The sequence below is a fragment of the Actinokineospora baliensis genome, from assembly GCF_016907695.1.
Taxonomy (GTDB): Bacteria; Actinomycetota; Actinomycetes; order Mycobacteriales; family Pseudonocardiaceae; genus Actinokineospora; species Actinokineospora baliensis.
In genome coordinates, this window is the sequence record NZ_JAFBCK010000001.1 from 1,169,161 (window position 1) to 1,184,248 (window position 15,088).

Sequence of the window (15,088 nt, forward strand, 5' to 3'; positions counted from 1 at the left end):
GCGATCGTCATACCCCTGACCTACAGTTGATGTGGTCGGTGTCACTGCGACGGCGGACGGGGGGTGTGTGGTGCGGGAGAGCGAACTGCCGGGGCCGAGCGTCCAGGCCAGGGCCCTCGCGCGGTACCTGCGCACCTGCGCGCGCCCGGTGGCGGACCGGCTGCGCTTGCGGGGCGGGCAACTGCGCTTGGTCCGCGAGGCGTTCGACACCGTCGGACTCACCCCGCTGCCGCGCGGCACCCGGGTCCGGGCGGTGTCCGAGCCGCACGGGTACGGCGACGTCACCGGCCTGTGGTTGACCGCGCGCGGCGCCGATGAGCGCGCCGGGGTGGTGCTGTACCTGCACGGCGGCGGGTTCGCGCTCGGCTCGCTGCGCAGCCACCGGCACATCGCGGCGGCGTTGTCGCAGGCCAGCGGCCTGCCGGTGCTGCTGCTGGACTACCGGCGCGCCCCCGAGCACCCGTACCCGGCCGCGGCGGACGACTCGCTGGCCGCGTTCCACTGGCTGCTCGACCAGGGCTACCCCGCCGACCGGGTCGTGGTCGCGGGCGACTCGGCGGGCGGTCACCTGGTCGCGGGCCTGCTGGCGACCCTGACCAGGGAGCGCGCGGCCATGCCGGGTGCGGTGGTGCTGTTCTCGCCGTTCCTGGACCTGACCTGCGCCGGGCTCGACGAGCGCGACGCGGTGTGCCGCGACCCGTACATCCCGCCGGACCGGGTCCGCGAGGTCGCCGCGCTCTACGCGGGCGACCTGGGTGTCGATCACCCGACCCTCGACGTGTTCCGCGGTTCGAAGCGGCGCTGGCCCGCGACCCTGGTGCAGGTGGGGGACACGGAGTGCCTCTTAGCCGACTCGCGGCGGCTTGCCGCCGCGATGGCCTCGGCGGGCGCGCACTGCGAACTGCAGGTGTGGCCCGGTCAGGTGCACGTGTTCCCGGCGTTCTACCCGATCGTCCCGGAAGGGCGGTTGGCGCTGCGGTACGCGGGCGAGTTCCTGCGCGAGGCCCTGGTCCACCCACTGGCCGCCTGAGTTGCACACCAGCACCGAGCAGGAACATGCTTGGTTTAGGCAACCAATTGGCCCGGCCCACACCCATGTAGACCAGCTAGGGGAATGAGCATGACCGCAGCGACGGCCGACCAGGCGTCCGCGAAGCACGCAGCACCGCCGGGAGCCGGGCTGACCCACCGGCAGATCCTGGTGATCATGTCGGGGCTGATGCTCGGCATGTTCCTCGCCGCGCTCGACCAGACGATCGTCGGCACCTCGATCAGGACCATCGCCGACGACCTCAACGGGCTGAGCCTGCAGGCGTGGGCGACCACCGCCTACCTGATCACCTCGACCGTCTCCACCCCGCTCTACGGCAAGCTCTCCGACATCTACGGCCGCAAGCCGTTCTTCGTCACCGCGATCTCGCTGTTCATCATCGGCTCGCTGGCCTGCACCTTCGCCACCACGATGTACGAGCTCGCCGCGTACCGGGCGTTCCAGGGCCTGGGCGCCGGTGGTCTGATGTCGCTGGCGCTGACGATCATCGCCGACATCGTGCCGCCGCGGGAGCGGGCCAAGTACCAGGGCTTCTTCCTCGCGGTGTTCGGCACCTCGAGCGTGCTCGGCCCGGTCATCGGCGGGTTCTTCGCCGGGCAGGGCGAGATCCTGGGCATCACCGGCTGGCGCTGGGTGTTCCTGGTGAACGTGCCGATCGGGATCATCGCGCTGTTCGTGGTGACGAAGGTGCTCAACGTCCCGCACGAGCGCCACGACCACCGCATCGACTACTTCGGCGCGATCTTCCTGTCGGTCACCGTGGTGCCGCTGCTGATCGTCGCCGAGCAGGGCAGGGAGTGGGGCTGGGACTCCCAGCGCTCGATCACCTGCTACGCCATCGGCTTCGTCGGCCTGGTCGCGTTCCTGCTGGTGGAGCGGGCGATGAAGGACGAGGCGCTGATCCCGCTGCGGCTGTTCCGCACCTCCACCTTCGCCATGACGATCATCGCGGGCACCATCCTCGGTGTCGGCATGTTCGGCGGCATCACGATGGTGCCGCAGTACCTGCAGATCGTGCGCGGGTTCACCCCGACAGAGGCCGGTCTGATGATGGTGCCGCTGATGCTGGGCATCATGTTCGCCTCGGTGGTCTCCGGGCAGCTGACCTCCAAGACCGGCCGCTACAAGGTCTTCCCGATCATCGGGTCGCTGCTGCTGATCGCCGGCCTGCTGCTGTTCCACCTTGTCGACGTGGAAACCCCGATGTGGCAGCCGATCGTCTACATGGTGGTGTTCGGCCTCGGCCTCGGTTTCTGCATGCAGACGCTGACGGTGGCCGCGCAGAACGCGGTCGAGATGCGCGACATGGGCGTGGCGACCGCGGCGATCACCTTCTTCCGCCAGCTCGGTGGCACGCTCGGCGTCGCGGTGTTCCTGTCGCTGCTGTTCAGCACGGTGGCCGACAACATCGCCTCGGCGATGCGCTCCGCGATGAGCAGCCCGCAGTTCCAGGCCGCGCTCAGCGACCCCGACGTCCGGTCCAACCCGGTCAACCAGCCGGTGTTCGACGCGCTGCGCGGTGGCAGCGGTGGCGGCGTGCTGCAGGACTCGTCGTTCCTGCAGCAGGTCGACCCGCGGCTGGCGCGGCCGTTCCAGGACGGGTTCGTCGAGTCGATCCAGCTGGTGTTCCTGGTCGGCGCGGGCGTGATGGTCCTGGCGTTCCTGGTGTCGCTGTTCATCAAGGAGATCCCGCTGCGCAGCGGCGCGTCGCCCGCGGCGATCATGGAGGGCGGCGAGGCGCTGCTGCCGGACGAGGCGAAGGAGAGCCTGGAGGGTCCGGTGCACACCGAGCCGGAGACAGACACCAAGCCGGAGGCAGCCCTCGATCCGGAGGCGAACGGCAAGCCGGAGTCCAACGGGCACAACGGCTACCACCCGACCGAGCCGACCGCGCTGCGCGGCGAGCTGACCGGGCTGCGCGGTCAGGTGCGGCACTCGGACGGGTCCGCGGTGCCAGGGGCGGCGTTGACGCTGCTGGACACCGGAGGAAAGCAGGTCAGCCGGGTCGGCTCCGACGGCACCGGCGAGTACCTGCTCGACGCGCCGACCCCGGGGGCGTACGTGCTGCTGGCGTCCGCGCCGGAGCACCAGCCGAAGGCGACCACCGTCCAGGTCCGATCCGGACAGTCCACTGTGGATGTCATCCTGGCCGGGGCGACCGTGGTGCACGGGTTCGTGATGTCGGCCGACGGGCACGCCGCGCTCGGCCTGGCCCAGGTGGCGCTGACCGACCAGTTCGGCGAGGTGGTGCACAACCAGACCACCGCCTCCGACGGCAGCTACCGGTTCGTCGGGGTGCGCGAGGGCGAGCTGACCCTGGTGGTCGCGGCCGAGGAGTACCAGCCGGTGGCCGTCCAGCTCGCCGTGCCCGGCTCCGGCCCGCTGCGCCAGGACGTCGAACTCTTCGGCGCCGCCGCGCTGGAGGGCACCGCCCGCACCGCGGACGGCGCGATCGTGGCCGACGCGCGGATCACCGTGCTCGACGCCGACGGCGAGGTGGTCCTGGTGACCAACACCGACGAGGAGGGCAGGTACGCGATCGACGCGCTCGCCGAGGGCGAGTACACGGTGATCGCCAGCGGGTACTCGCCGTCCGCGCACGTGGTGAACCTGCGGCGCGGCGAGGCAGGCATCAGGGACGTGGTGCTCGGCTACGACGAGTGGAAGTAGCTGAGCACCAGCACCCCGAGCAGCAGCAGGTCCGGCCCGCGCAGTAGTTGCGCGACCAGGCCGACCGGGGTGTAGAGACCACCGACGTCGACCGCGGTGCCCGCGCCGTAGTCGAGGTCGGGACGGGTCACGGTCCGCACGACTGCCCACGCCGCCAGCGGGACGACGAGGGGCACGAACGGCAGACCGAGCAGGGCGGTGGCCGCCGTCCACAGTGCGGCGGCCACCCCCAGCACGGCGAACGCGGCGAGCTTGAGCGACCTCGTGGTGGCGGGGACCCACCGGCGCAGGCCAGCGATCCGTACCACTTCAGCGAGGCCTCCGGCGAACGGCAGCACGGCGAGGTAAGCCCCCAGGCCCGCCCACCAGGCAGAGCTCACGACCGGGAAGACGTGCCGCAGCACGGGTACCGCCATCGCGAGCAGAACCGCCAATGGCAGAGCTGAGCGCCTAGCGAGTACGCCAGCGACCGCGAAGCGAAACGGGTCGGTGAGTCGCATGTGGACCGGGCGCCCTTGCGGCAAGAGGGAAAGCACGTCGCCGAAGGCAACAGAGACCGACCGCAGGATGTGGGCGTTCCAACCCCGCACAAGGTCGCCGCGCTTGACCGGTTTGCCTCTAGGGAACGAGGCTGCGGCTAGGGCCGCAGCCAACACCCATAGGACTTCGGGGCCGACAAAGAGGACCCCGCTCAAGGCCAACACGAACGGTGCGGCCAACTCGAACCAGACGCTTGGCCGATTGGCCCACCTATAGGCGAAGAGTGCCGACGACACCGTTAGCGCCACCGCGAGCGGTAGTGAGCAGCAGCAACGCCATCGTCGCACCGGGCTCTATGGCGTGTGCACCGACGAACTTCTCGCGCAGCGGTCCGCCTTGTAGAACGGCAGGCTCAACAGACCCAAGACCATGAGAACGGCCAGGCCGGAATCGCTCAGCCGGGACAGCCACCGCCTCACAGGTGGATGACCTGGTCCGCAACAGCGTCTACGAGCGGTGGAAAGTGGCTGGCCAGTACGACCGCGGCCCCGGCGGCCTTGGCCTCTTTGATCATCCCGGCCAGCCAGGTGCGCCCCGCGGCGTCGACCGCGCGCTCCGGCTCGTCGAGCAGCAGGACCCGGTGCGGCTTGGTGAACGCGCCGAGCAGCAGCAGTCGCCTGCGCTGACCGGCCGAGAGGCCGCGCGCGGGCACATCGGGCAGGCCGTGGTCCGGTTCGGCGACACCGAGCAGGTCGAAGTGCTGCGCTGGGGTGAACTCGTCGAACAGCGCGGAGTCGTCGAGCAGCACCGACACCTCTCGGCGGAACCCGGTGTCGCTCTCGTCCGGGGCGCGGCCCGCGACCGTGACGGCGCCCTCGGTCGGGTCCTGCAGGCCGTAGAGGCAGCGCAGCAGCGTCGACTTGCCGGAGCCGTTGTCGCCGGTCAGCGCGAGGCAGCCGCCCCCGGGCACGGCCAGGTCGAGGTCGCGGAAGAGCCACCGCTGCTCGCCGACCAGCACCCCGACCCCCGCGGCGGAGATGATCTCGTCAGGCACATCCGGCCAACGTGGCGACCGGTCTCCTGGTTCCCACACGATCGGGTGGTCGCGGGGGCGTTTCACGGTGGCCAAAGCTCGGTGAATACGCCGTGGATCGCCTGCGCCGCGGTCGGGGGCGCACGTACCCTACGGCGGTGAACACCGCTCTTGGCGTGCTCGAATCGGCGGGCCCACTGCTGGTGTGGGTGATCGTGCTCGGGTTCGTCTTCGTCGAGTGCGCCTTCATCGTCGGCCTGTTCCTGCCCGGCGACGCGCTGCTGTTCGCCGCGGGCGTCGTCCTGGCCCAGCACGGGCACGAGCACCAGGCGTGGTGGCTGTCGCTGGCGGCGACGGTCGTGGCCGTCGCTGGCAACCAGCTCGGCTACTACATCGGCGCCAAGACCGGCCACGCCATCGTGACCAGGGTCGGCGGCAAGGTGCTCACCCAGCACAACCTCGACCGCGCCCGCGACTTCCTCAACCGGCGCGGCTTCTTCGCCATCGTGATCGCCCGCTGGCTGCCCTGGATCCGCACCCTGGCCCCGCTGGTCGCCGGTGCGGCCAAGATGGACCCGCGCCGGTTCGCGCTGGCCACCACGGTCGGCGGCGTGGCCTGGGTGCCGACGCTGGTGCTGCTCGGCTACTACGCCTCCGGGCTGCTCGACGAGGTGCCGTGGCTGCAGACGGCCGCGGTGGTCGGCAGCATCGTGTTCTTCATCGGCGGGACGGGCTGGGGGATCTGGCGCTACCGGCAGGAGATGCGCAAGCCGGTGGACACGGTGTCCGTCACGGAGTGACCGCCAGGACCAGGCGGATGCCGTCCGGGTCGCGCAGTGCGACGCCGTCGGGGGTGTCGGTGTGCGGGACCCCGTACTCGGCGAGGCGGTCCGGCCAGGTGCGGTCGGCCACGGAGAAGACCAGGTGGTCCAGGCCGGGGCGGCACTCGTCGAACGGGGCGTGGCTGCCGTCGGGGTACTGGACCAGGGTGAGGGTGACGCCGAGGCCGCGCAGCCGGACGGTGCTCGGGCCGTCCGCGCGGTCGGTCCTGCTCTCGGTGGTGAACCCCAGGACGCGCTCGTACCAGGGCACGCTGCGGTCAACGTCGGTGACGGTCAGGGCGATGTGCTCGACGCCGGGCATCGACGATCCGTCCTTCCTTGACCCGTTCGGGGGCGGGCCGTCCGCCATAGTGCCCCAGCCGGGTGACAGGCCGGGTACGGGTTAGTGGAGCTTGCGGACCAGCAGGTCCGCCGCGGGTGCGGTGGCCGCCACGAGCCGCGCGTTGCGCTCGTCGGACCCGTCGGTGCGTTCGAGGGCCTCTGCCCGGGTCCGACCGAAGGCCATATGGCGAGCTAGCAGCCGGTCCCGGCGGACGGCTTCTCCAGGATCGAGGTACCAGGACTGGGCCAGCAGCGGCCGCACCTCGGGCCAGAGCAGCAGGTAGTTGCCCTCGGTGATCACGAGGGGAACATCACACCGCACCGGCACGGAGTTGGCGATCGGCTCCTCGATCTCCCTGCGGAACTCGGGCGCGTAGACGACCGGGTCGGTGTTGGCGTGCAGCCGGCGCAGGAGGTGGACGTACCCGTCGGCGTCGAAGGTGTCGGGGGCGCCCTTGCGCTCGGCGCGGCCCAGGCGCTCCAGCTCGGCCTGGGCCAGGTGGAAACCGTCCATACCGACCAGGGCGGCGCGGTCGCCCAGCGCCTCGACCAGCCGCCGCGCGAGGGTCGACTTGCCCGCGCCCGGTCCGCCCGCGATCCCCAGGATCCGGCGCTGACCGGGCACCGCCAGGGCCGCGGCCCTGGCGACGAGCGCATCCCAGTTCACAGGGGCTACCTCCCGGTATGCAGTGCTCACGCACGATGTAGTGTGCCCGCAAGCGTTTGCCAGTCGAGCTGGAGCGGGTACGCAGTGGCCACTATGGAGGACGTCGCCAAACTGGCGGGAGTCTCGATCAGCACCGTGTCCCACGTCGTCAACGAGACGAGACCGGTGGCGGCCGCGACCAGGGACCGGGTCGCCGCGGCGATCGAGGAGACCGGCTACACCGGCAACGCCATCGCCCGCTCGCTGGTCACCGGCGGCACCAAGTCCATCGGCGTGGCCATGTCGCTGCTGGCCAACCCGCACCTGCCGCAGCTGCTGCACGCCATCGAGGCCGAGGCCACCGCGGCGGGCTACACCGTGCTGCTCGGCGACACCCTCGACGCCGAGGACGGCGAGCGCACCGCGGTCCGCAAGCTGCAGGCCCGCCGGGTGGACGGCATGCTGCTCACCCCGGCGCCGGGGGACACGTCCACTTTGGAGCAACTGGCCCGCACCGGGGTGCCCGCGGTGCTGGTGGACCGGGTGTCGCACAAGATCAAACTGGATCAGGTCGGCCCGGAGAACATCCAGTCGACCTCGGCGCTGGTGCAGCACCTGGCCACCGCGGGCCACCGCAGGATCGCCTTCATCAGCGGCGTGGAGTGGATGAGCGCCAGCGAGGAGCGCACCCTCGGCTACCGCCTCGGCCTCGGCCGCGCGGGCCTGCGCTGGGACTCCAACCTCGTAGCGGGCGGCGGCGCCACCCACGAGGACGGCATCCTCGCCATGCGCCGCCTCCTCACCGTCCCCGACCGCCCCACCGCGGTGATCACCGGCAACGGAGCCATGACCGCAGGCGCGTATCGAGAAGCCCGCGCCCACGGCCTCACCATCGGCACCGACCTGGCCATAACCGGCCACGACGAAGTCGACTGGGCAGAACTCGTCACCCCCGCCATAACCACCATGACCCACCCCGTCGACGACATCGGCCGAACCGCCGTCCGCCTCCTCCTGGCCCGCCTAGCCGACCCCACCCGCCCCCCAGAGACCACCCTCCTCCCCCCCACCCTCAACCACAGAACCTCCTGCGGCTGCCCACAAGACCCCAGCTAGAACGCTCCGCCCCCCACCGCATTTGCTGGCCACTGGACACTCGAAGTTCGCTGGTGCCAGAACAACCCACCGAGCCAGCCACCCAAAGCAACCACTGGACACTCGGAGCTTCCGGTGCCATCTGCTCGATGGGGCGGACTTGTTTTGTGTGGGGTGGCGGCAGTCGTAGCCTTGCCTCGCTGCAGGGCCATGCTCTTCGGCCCCGGCTTTTGCGGTCCTGCCACGGCTGGCGCAGGGGCCCCGCGCAAAACAAGTTCGCCCCATCGAGCACACCGCACCACCACAGACCCAGCGCAATGCCGAAGGCGAGCCGACCCCGAAGCCGCAGGTGCCACCCCAACCCGCCGAGTCAGCCCCGCCAGCCCAACCACCGCTCCCAGGAAGCCACCCAACCAAATGCTCGATGGGGCGGACTTGTTTTGCGTGGGGGAGCGGCAGTCGTAGCGTTCTGCGCGGACAGGGCCATGCTTTTCGGCCCCAGCTTTGCGGTCCTGCCACGGCTGGCGCAGGGGCCCCGCGCAAAACAAGTCCGCCCCATCGAGCACACCCACACCCCACGGACCGGGTCGCAATGCCGAAGGCGAGCCGACCCCGAAGCCGCCGGTGCCAGCCCAACCCACCGAGCCAGCCCCACCACCGCTCCCAGAAGCCGCTGGTGCCAACTGAGGAGCCGCGCGGTTTCCGGACAGGGGATCAACTGTCTATTCAAGCGGCGATTTGTTGGTTCTTGTGTTCGATGTATACCTCGTGCGGTGGGCGGTAGCCTATCGCTGAGTGAAGTCGTCGGCGATTATACCAGAACTCGATGTAGCGAGTGATGTGCTGCCGGGCTTCGTCTCGGGTGGAGTAAGCCATCCGGTTGACGCATTCGTTTTTGAGTGTGCCGAAGAACGATTCGGCCATCGCGTTGTCGAAACAGATTCCGGTTCGCCCTGCTGATTGCTTCAACCGGAGGCTGGTGAGGACGTTGTGGTACTCGGTGGACATGTAATTGCTGCCGCGGTCGCTGTGAAATATCGCACCGTCGGCGAGTGGGCGGTTTCGGGCCGCGTTGCGGATAGCGCGGCTGATGAGCGGTGTCTGGTAGTTGTCGTCCATCGCGTAGCCGATCACTTCTTTCGTGCAGCAATCCAGCACGGTGGCCAGGTAAAGCCAGCCTTCCATCGTGGGAACGTAGGTGATGTCGCCGACCAGCTTGCGTCCCGGCGCGGGCGCGGTGAAGTCACGGCCGACCAGGTCGCCCACCGGCGCGGCCGCCGCGGTGGTCAGCCCGAACCGCCGGGGCCTTGGCTGGCAGGGAACCAGCCCCAGTTCACGCATGAGGTGCCGGACCAGTTCAACACCCACGCACACGCCTGCCCGCCGCAACTGGGCATGGACCCGCCGGTGGCCGTAAGTCGAGTCCGAGGCCTCGAACGCGTCCCGGATAAACGCTTTCAGCTCCTCTCGCCGTCGCGCGGTGGCCGATTCCGCCCGGCCGCGCCATTCGTAGTAGCCGGACCTGGAAACGTCGAGCAGTCGGCACATGAACAGGACGGGATACGCGTACTTCGCAGGTTCAAGTCGCATCGTTTCGATGAACTCGTACTTGCTGACTACTCGGCATCCTTCGCGAAGTACGCTGCGGCTTTTTTCAGGAAAGACACTTCCATCTCGAGTTCGCGGTTACGGCGTTCCAACTCTCGTAGTCGCGCTCGTTCGTCCGTTGCCAACGGCTCCGACACGGCGACGGCCGAGTCCGCACCTTGTTCCCGCTCATAGCTCCGCACCCATACACGCAGTGTCTCCGAGTTCATATTCAACTCTCGCGCCGTCTCGGCGATCGGCCGTTTCGACCGCAACGCCATCTGAACTGCTTCCTCACGAAACTCCGGCGAGTACGGACTCCGATGGGCCACGTGCACTCCCTCAACTTCCCGACAGGACAATCTTACTGGGTTCCTGTCCGGAAACCTCGAGGCCCCTCACAACTGCTCGATGTGGTGGACCTGTTTTGCGTGGGGGAGCGCCGTCCGTAGCGTTGTGCGCTGCAGGGCCATGCTTTTCGGCCCCAGCTTTGCGGTCCTGCCACGGGCGGCGCAGGGGCCCCGCGCAAAACAGGCCCACCACATCGAGCAAAGCTCGAAAATCGCGGATCCACGCCGATGGCGCAGCCGAGGCGACGATCCGATGCAAGGCGCGAAGCGACGAGCCGAAGATCATCTACCCCAGCAGCCCCCGATTTCCATCCTACCGAGGCGCACCGACAAAGCAGGAGCAAAAGACGAGCCTGTGGATAGACGCGCACGTTGTGGACAAAGCACACGCGGACCCCCGGGCACACATCACCCGGAGGTCCGCGTCCTCACACGCTATCTCCCCCCAAAAGCCCCCGGCCCCGGCTTAGGCGCAGGAGGAACCTGCCCCGCCGCGTCCACTTCCCCCCGCCAGGCACCACCCTCCCGCCCCCGGTCCTCGATGAACTCCTTGAACCGCCGCATATCCGACTTCACCCGCCGATCGATCACCCCGAGCTTGTCCGCGACGTTCTCCACGAACCCCTCCGGGTCGATGTCCATCTGCGCGGTGACCCGCGTTTCCCGCTCGTTGAGCCGGTGAAAAGTGATGACACCAGCGTGTTCGGGCCCGTCGGTGGATTTCCAGGCGACCCGTTCGTCCGGGATCTGCTCGGTGATGGTGGCGTCGAACTCCCTGGTCACGCCGCCGATCTTGGTTACCCAGTGGGTGCGCCGGTCGTCCACCTGGCGGATGTTCTCCACGCCTTCCATGAACGCGGGGAACGATTCGAATTGGGTCCACTGGTTGTACGCAGTAGACACGGGGACGGCGACGTCAACTGTTTCGACGATCGTGCTCAAAGCCGATCAGCCTCCTCGTGTGTTGTCGGGTTCGATTGGTGCTTACCCGGCAACACGGCGGCTTACACATCAGGCCGCGCGGTGCACCGATCGTGTGCCGCCGATTTCCGGGCTGAGGCCGAGCATCTCCAGCAACATGGCGCATTCGGCCGCGTCGGTGGCGGTGGCGGCGACGACCCGGGTGGCGCGGTCGCGGCGCTGCTGGGACACCTCCGTGTCCAGGTCACCGGTGAGGCCGAGCTCGTCGGACATCGTGATCATCTCCTCTGCGTGGCTGCGAGTGGCCCCGACGTACCCACGATCGTGGGGTGTCACACACGATCAGGGGTAGATCCGCCCGCCCGGGTCAACAGGGCCGCCGCCTCCAGGGTCATCCAGGCCGACAGCTGCACCGACAGGTCCCGGCCGGGGTCGCACCCGGCCTCCCACCGCATGCCGAACAACGGCCCGTCCGGGGTGATGACGCGGTGCCGCCACGCGGCCTCCGCCGAGGCGAGGACGAGCCGCCTGGCGGTGGCACCCTCCGCTTCGGGCAGGCGGAGCGCGGCCTGGGCCAGGTACCGGGCGAGGATCCCCGCGAACAACCCACCGTCACCGCCACCTTGCCCCGGCAGGACGCCCGCGACCGCGACGTGCCGCTCGACCGCCTTGATCGTGCGCGCGACGAGGTCCGATGTGGACAGTTCGACCGCCGCGCCGACGAACACCCCCTGGCAGTACGTGTAGATCGTCTTGACCACGTCGCCGCCGAGGTAGATCCCGTCCCACAGCAGCCCGGTACCGGGGTCGACCAGGGTCCGGTCCATCCAGTCGACCGCGGCACCAGCCCAGGCGTGATCACCCCGGCGCGCCAGGAAGATCGCGGCGGGCCCGTTCGCGGGCACGTTCTTGAACGTGTCCCCGCGCCGCCACCAGATCCCCCCACCGAGATCGTCGGTCCACCCGCTGCGCAACCGGGACTCGATGGCACCAAGCGCTCGTTCAGCACCCCCGGCCCGCTGCAGCGCCAACCCCAACCACGCGATGTCGTCGTAGTAGGAGTTGGTCCACACCCCGAAGTTGCGGACCTGGATCCCCCGCACCAGCGCCCGAACAACCCCGTCCCGCTCCGCCGACGGCTCCCGCAGCCCCGCGTCGACGAGGCAGTCCAGCAGGTGCGCCTGCCACCAGTAGTTCCACCGCACGTGCACCCGCCCACCCGCCCGCGCCACCCCCAACCGGGTCCCGGGCAACCCGAACACCCGACGGAGGAACCGCCCCCGCACCGCCTCCTCGGCAATTGCCGCGCGCGCCGCCCACTGCCCAGCCATACTCCATCCTGCGACGGGACTGGGCCTGATCGCCACAAGCCGGGGGCACGATGATCAGTGGGCTCGACCTGTCCGCGCACTTCTACCGCGAGGCGGTCGCCCCGCTGCTGGACGTGCCGCACTCGGCCGGTCGGCTGGACACGGGGTCCGAGGTGCTCGGGTTCGACACCGCCATCTCCGCTGATCACGAGTGGGGACCGCGGTGCCAGATCTTCATCGCCGACCAAGGGGACGCCGCGCGGATCAAGGAGCGGCTGTCGCACGAACTGCCCAAGTCCTTCCTCGGCTACCCGACCCACTTCGACGGCGACCCCATCGGCTCGATGGCGCTGGTCGACAGCCCGGTGAACCACCGCGTCGACGTGAGCACGGTGGGCGAATGGGCACGATCCGCGCTGGGTTTCGACCCGCTGGCGGGCACGACCACCCTCGACTGGCTCGCCACGCCGACCCAGGTGCTCGCTCAAGCCACCGCGGGCGCGGTCTTCCACGACGGGCTCGCGGTCCTCGGTCCGCTGCGTTCGGCGATCGCTTGGTACCCGGACGAGATCTGGCGCTACGTGCTGGCGTGCCAGTGGCAGAAGTTGGCGCAGGAAGAGGCGTTCATCGGCCGCGCGGGCGAGGTTGGCGACGAGTTGGGCTCGGCTGTGGTCGCCGCCCGGCAGGTCCGCGAGGTGGTGCGGCTGTGCCTGTTGCTGGCCAAGGTGTACCCGCCCTACAGCAAGTGGCTCGGTAGCGCCTTCGCCCGCCTGCCGCACCACGCGCTCCAAGCGAAATTGGTGGAAGTCCTCGCTGCCAGGGATTTCCGCACGCGGGGCGACCTGCTCGCCGTCGCCTACGAGAGCGTCGCCGCACTGCACAACGCTTCTGGTCTCACCGAGCCGCTGGACCCCACCCGGCGGGACTACTTCGAGCGGCCCTACCCCGTCCTCCGAGCGGACCGCTTCGTCGACGCGCTCCGCGAGACCCTGCCGGACGAGCTGAGGCGGCTGCCGCTGATCGGTGCCGTAGACCAGTGGAGTGACAGCACTGACTTCGCCGGTGGCGCAAGGGAAAGGCGGGACGCGGTCCGGATGGCTACCAGGCTTGGGTGAGGTCCGCGTGTTCGCGGATCCAGGCGTGCATGACGATGCCCGCCGCGACACCTGCGTTGATTGAGCGGGTTGAGCCGAACTGGGCTATAGACACGAGTTGATCCGCCGCGGCACGGGCCTCGTGGGTGAGTCCCGGGCCTTCCTGGCCGAAGAGCAGGACGCATTCGCGGGGGAGGGTCGCGGTTTCCACGGGAACGGACCCGGGTGTGTTGTCGACGCCGACCACCGCGAGGCCCGAGGCGGTCGCGTAGTCCACAAGGGACTGGACGTCCGGGTGGTGGTGGATGTGCTGGTAGCGGTCGGTGACCATGGCACCGCGGCGGTTCCAGCGCTTGCGGCCGACGATGTGCACGGCGCGGGCGGTGAAGGCGTTGGCGGTGCGGACCACGGTCCCGATGTTGTGGTCGTGCTGGAAGTTCTCGATCGCCACGTGGAAGCCGTGCCTGCGCCGGTCGAGGTCGGCGACCACGGCGTCGCGCCGCCAGTAGCGGTAGGCGTCGACCACGTTGCGGCGGTCGCCGCCGGCGAGCAGGTCGGGGTCGTAGTACTCACCCTCCGGCCAGTCACCCGGCCACGGGCCGACCCCGACCGGCTCGCCGAACACCCACTCGGTGGGGCCTACTTCACCGGCACCATCACGTTCTTCCGATTCCGCCACAGCTGATACGCACCCACATACGAGAAGACCAGCACCGACAAGGCACCCACGGCGACGAGGTCGACCAGCCCGTCGGGCACCAGGGTGCCGTAGATGTAGTACTCGTTGAAGCCACCGGGAAGCGGACCGAGCCCCTGTTCGGCGCGGAAGTGGTTCTCCAGCGCCGTCAGCGGGCACGGGACCGGCGTGAGGTTGACCAGCACACCCCAGATCGCGAAGAACACGTGCACGAAGACCGACTTGGGCCACTTCCAGGCCAGGAAGCCGCCCAGGCCGATGTAGAGCAACGCCGCGAAGTGCACGACGACCGTCGCGGCGGCGAGCAGTCCGAACACCGGGCCACCTCCCCAACCACCGAGAACTCGGCGAGCACGACCCACGGTACCCGGAGTCGGGGAACTGCCACCGGGATCAAGCCTGGTCAGTCACCGTCGACCAGTCCGAGGTCGGCGAGGCCCAGCAACGACCGGTACGGCAGGCCCCTGGCCTCGATCGCCTCCCTGGCACCGGTGTCGCGGTCGACCACGGTCGCCACGCCGACCACCACGGCACCGGCCTCGACCAGCGCGTCGACGGCGGTGAGCACGCTGCCGCCGGTGGTGGAGGTGTCCTCGACGGCCAGCACCCGCTGCCCGGTGACCTCGATGCCCTCGATCCGGCGCTGCAGGCCGTGCGCCTTGGTGCCCTTGCGGACGACGAACGCGTCGAGCACCTCACAGGCAGCGGCGGCGGCGTGCATCATCGACACCGCGACCGGGTCGGCACCGAGGGTGAGGCCCCCGGCGGCGACGTAGTCCCAGTCGGCGGTGAGTTGCCGCAGCAGGCGCCCGATGAGCGGGGCCGCGGCGTGGTGCAGGGTCGCCCGGCGGAGGTCGACGTAGTAGTCGGCCTCCTTGCCGGACGCGAGCGTGACCTTGCCGTGCACCACGGCTAGTTCGGTCACCAATCGGGCCAGTTCGCCCTTGGCAGCGGAGTCGACAGACGGAGCGGTTCGCACGGGGAGCAAGCC

The 15,088-nt window shown here is 69.6% G+C and carries 17 protein-coding genes; 5 read left to right on the forward strand and 12 right to left on the reverse strand.

Annotated elements, in window-relative coordinates; all coding sequences use genetic code 11:
* Window positions 1-70 precede the first annotated feature (70 nt).
* The gene (locus JOD54_RS05335; RefSeq protein ID WP_204449461.1) at window positions 71-1,030 is read left to right on the forward strand and encodes an alpha/beta hydrolase; all 960 of its coding nucleotides are present in this window, start codon (window positions 71-73) and stop codon (window positions 1,028-1,030) included.
* Window positions 1,031-1,120: 90 nt separating this feature from the next.
* A complete protein-coding gene (locus tag JOD54_RS05340; protein ID WP_204449462.1) occupies window positions 1,121-3,721 on the forward strand; it encodes an MFS transporter in 2,601 nt (866 codons plus the stop codon).
* Here the strand turns inward: JOD54_RS05340 and JOD54_RS05345 are convergent.
* Both JOD54_RS05345 and JOD54_RS05350 read right to left on the reverse strand, forming a co-directional pair.
* Entirely contained in the window at window positions 3,703-4,497 is a 795-nt protein-coding gene (locus tag JOD54_RS05345; protein ID WP_204449463.1) for a hypothetical protein, read from the reverse strand. The genes JOD54_RS05340 and JOD54_RS05345 overlap by 19 nt on opposite strands.
* Before the next feature lie 179 nt (window positions 4,498-4,676).
* Window positions 4,677-5,255: an ABC transporter ATP-binding protein gene (locus JOD54_RS05350; protein WP_307859851.1), complete on the reverse strand. Its 579-nt coding sequence runs from the start codon at window positions 5,253-5,255 to the stop codon at window positions 4,677-4,679.
* A gap of 137 nt (window positions 5,256-5,392) precedes the next feature.
* On the opposite strand from JOD54_RS05350, the gene JOD54_RS05355 reads away from it, so the two are divergent.
* Window positions 5,393-6,034 (forward strand): DedA family protein, encoded by a 642-nt coding sequence (locus JOD54_RS05355; protein WP_204449464.1) that lies wholly within the window; start codon window positions 5,393-5,395, stop codon window positions 6,032-6,034.
* Here the strand turns inward: JOD54_RS05355 and JOD54_RS05360 are convergent.
* Window positions 6,024-6,377: a VOC family protein gene (locus tag JOD54_RS05360; protein ID WP_204449465.1), complete on the reverse strand. Its 354-nt coding sequence runs from the start codon at window positions 6,375-6,377 to the stop codon at window positions 6,024-6,026. The genes JOD54_RS05355 and JOD54_RS05360 overlap by 11 nt on opposite strands.
* Before the next feature lie 81 nt (window positions 6,378-6,458).
* Window positions 6,459-7,064: a nucleoside/nucleotide kinase family protein gene (locus JOD54_RS05365; protein ID WP_204449466.1), complete on the reverse strand. Its 606-nt coding sequence runs from the start codon at window positions 7,062-7,064 to the stop codon at window positions 6,459-6,461.
* Between the two features lie 93 nt (window positions 7,065-7,157).
* Here JOD54_RS05365 and JOD54_RS05370 point away from each other — a divergent pair, with 93 nt between their 5' ends.
* Complete coding sequence (locus JOD54_RS05370) at window positions 7,158-8,159, forward strand: LacI family DNA-binding transcriptional regulator (protein ID WP_204456099.1); 1,002 nt, start codon at window positions 7,158-7,160, stop codon at window positions 8,157-8,159.
* A gap of 705 nt (window positions 8,160-8,864) precedes the next feature.
* Here JOD54_RS05370 and JOD54_RS05375 read toward each other — a convergent pair.
* The 5 genes from JOD54_RS05375 to JOD54_RS05390 all read right to left on the reverse strand — a co-directional run bounded on the left by JOD54_RS05375 (window position 8,865) and on the right by JOD54_RS05390 (window position 12,327).
* Window positions 8,865-9,728, reverse strand: a complete 864-nt coding sequence (locus JOD54_RS05375) for an IS3 family transposase (RefSeq protein ID WP_372440260.1) — start codon at window positions 9,726-9,728, stop codon at window positions 8,865-8,867.
* A 26-nt stretch (window positions 9,729-9,754) separates the two neighbouring features.
* Entirely contained in the window at window positions 9,755-10,063 is a 309-nt protein-coding gene (locus JOD54_RS35930) for a transposase (protein WP_372440261.1), read from the reverse strand.
* Window positions 10,064-10,510: 447 nt separating this feature from the next.
* Window positions 10,511-11,017 carry an SRPBCC family protein gene (locus tag JOD54_RS05380; RefSeq protein ID WP_204449468.1) on the reverse strand — a complete coding sequence of 169 codons (507 nt, stop codon included), beginning with the start codon at window positions 11,015-11,017 and terminating at the stop codon, window positions 10,511-10,513.
* Window positions 11,018-11,086: 69 nt separating this feature from the next.
* Entirely contained in the window at window positions 11,087-11,278 is a 192-nt protein-coding gene (locus JOD54_RS05385; RefSeq protein WP_307859852.1) for a hypothetical protein, read from the reverse strand.
* Between the two features lie 50 nt (window positions 11,279-11,328).
* Window positions 11,329-12,327 (reverse strand): glycoside hydrolase family 76 protein, encoded by a 999-nt coding sequence (locus tag JOD54_RS05390; RefSeq protein WP_204449469.1) that lies wholly within the window; start codon window positions 12,325-12,327, stop codon window positions 11,329-11,331.
* Window positions 12,328-12,377: 50 nt separating this feature from the next.
* Here JOD54_RS05390 and JOD54_RS05395 point away from each other — a divergent pair, with 50 nt between their 5' ends.
* A complete protein-coding gene (locus JOD54_RS05395) occupies window positions 12,378-13,421 on the forward strand; it encodes a DUF4037 domain-containing protein (protein ID WP_204449470.1) in 1,044 nt (347 codons plus the stop codon).
* On the opposite strand, the gene JOD54_RS05400 is transcribed toward JOD54_RS05395, so the two are convergent.
* The 3 genes from JOD54_RS05400 to pyrE form a co-directional block, all read right to left on the reverse strand.
* Window positions 13,405-14,079 carry a TrmH family RNA methyltransferase gene (locus tag JOD54_RS05400; RefSeq protein ID WP_204449471.1) on the reverse strand — a complete coding sequence of 225 codons (675 nt, stop codon included), beginning with the start codon at window positions 14,077-14,079 and terminating at the stop codon, window positions 13,405-13,407. The genes JOD54_RS05395 and JOD54_RS05400 overlap by 17 nt on opposite strands.
* Window positions 14,040-14,414 (reverse strand): DUF2784 domain-containing protein, encoded by a 375-nt coding sequence (locus JOD54_RS05405; protein WP_204449472.1) that lies wholly within the window; start codon window positions 14,412-14,414, stop codon window positions 14,040-14,042. Before JOD54_RS05405 ends, JOD54_RS05400 begins: the two co-directional genes overlap by 40 nt.
* 86 nt (window positions 14,415-14,500) lie before the next feature.
* The gene (gene pyrE, locus JOD54_RS05410; protein WP_307859853.1) at window positions 14,501-15,076 is read right to left on the reverse strand and encodes an orotate phosphoribosyltransferase; all 576 of its coding nucleotides are present in this window, start codon (window positions 15,074-15,076) and stop codon (window positions 14,501-14,503) included.
* Window positions 15,077-15,088: the final 12 nt, after the last annotated feature.

Bases quoted from the DNA above. Each gene is read 5' to 3' on its own strand.
- JOD54_RS05360 (WP_204449465.1), bottom strand. From the start codon at position 6,377: ATGCCCGGCGTCGAGCACATCGCCCTGACCGTCACCGACGTTGACCGC.
- JOD54_RS05340 (WP_204449462.1), top strand. From the start codon at position 1,121: ATGACCGCAGCGACGGCCGACCAGGCGTCCGCGAAGCACGCAGCACCG.
- JOD54_RS05385 (WP_307859852.1), bottom strand. From the start codon at position 11,278: ATGATCACGATGTCCGACGAGCTCGGCCTCACCGGTGACCTGGACACG.
- JOD54_RS05370 (WP_204456099.1), top strand. From the start codon at position 7,158: ATGGAGGACGTCGCCAAACTGGCGGGAGTCTCGATCAGCACCGTGTCC.
- JOD54_RS05390 (WP_204449469.1), bottom strand. From the start codon at position 12,327: ATGGCTGGGCAGTGGGCGGCGCGCGCGGCAATTGCCGAGGAGGCGGTG.
- JOD54_RS05375 (WP_372440260.1), bottom strand. From the start codon at position 9,728: ATGCGACTTGAACCTGCGAAGTACGCGTATCCCGTCCTGTTCATGTGC.
- JOD54_RS05395 (WP_204449470.1), top strand. From the start codon at position 12,378: ATGATCAGTGGGCTCGACCTGTCCGCGCACTTCTACCGCGAGGCGGTC.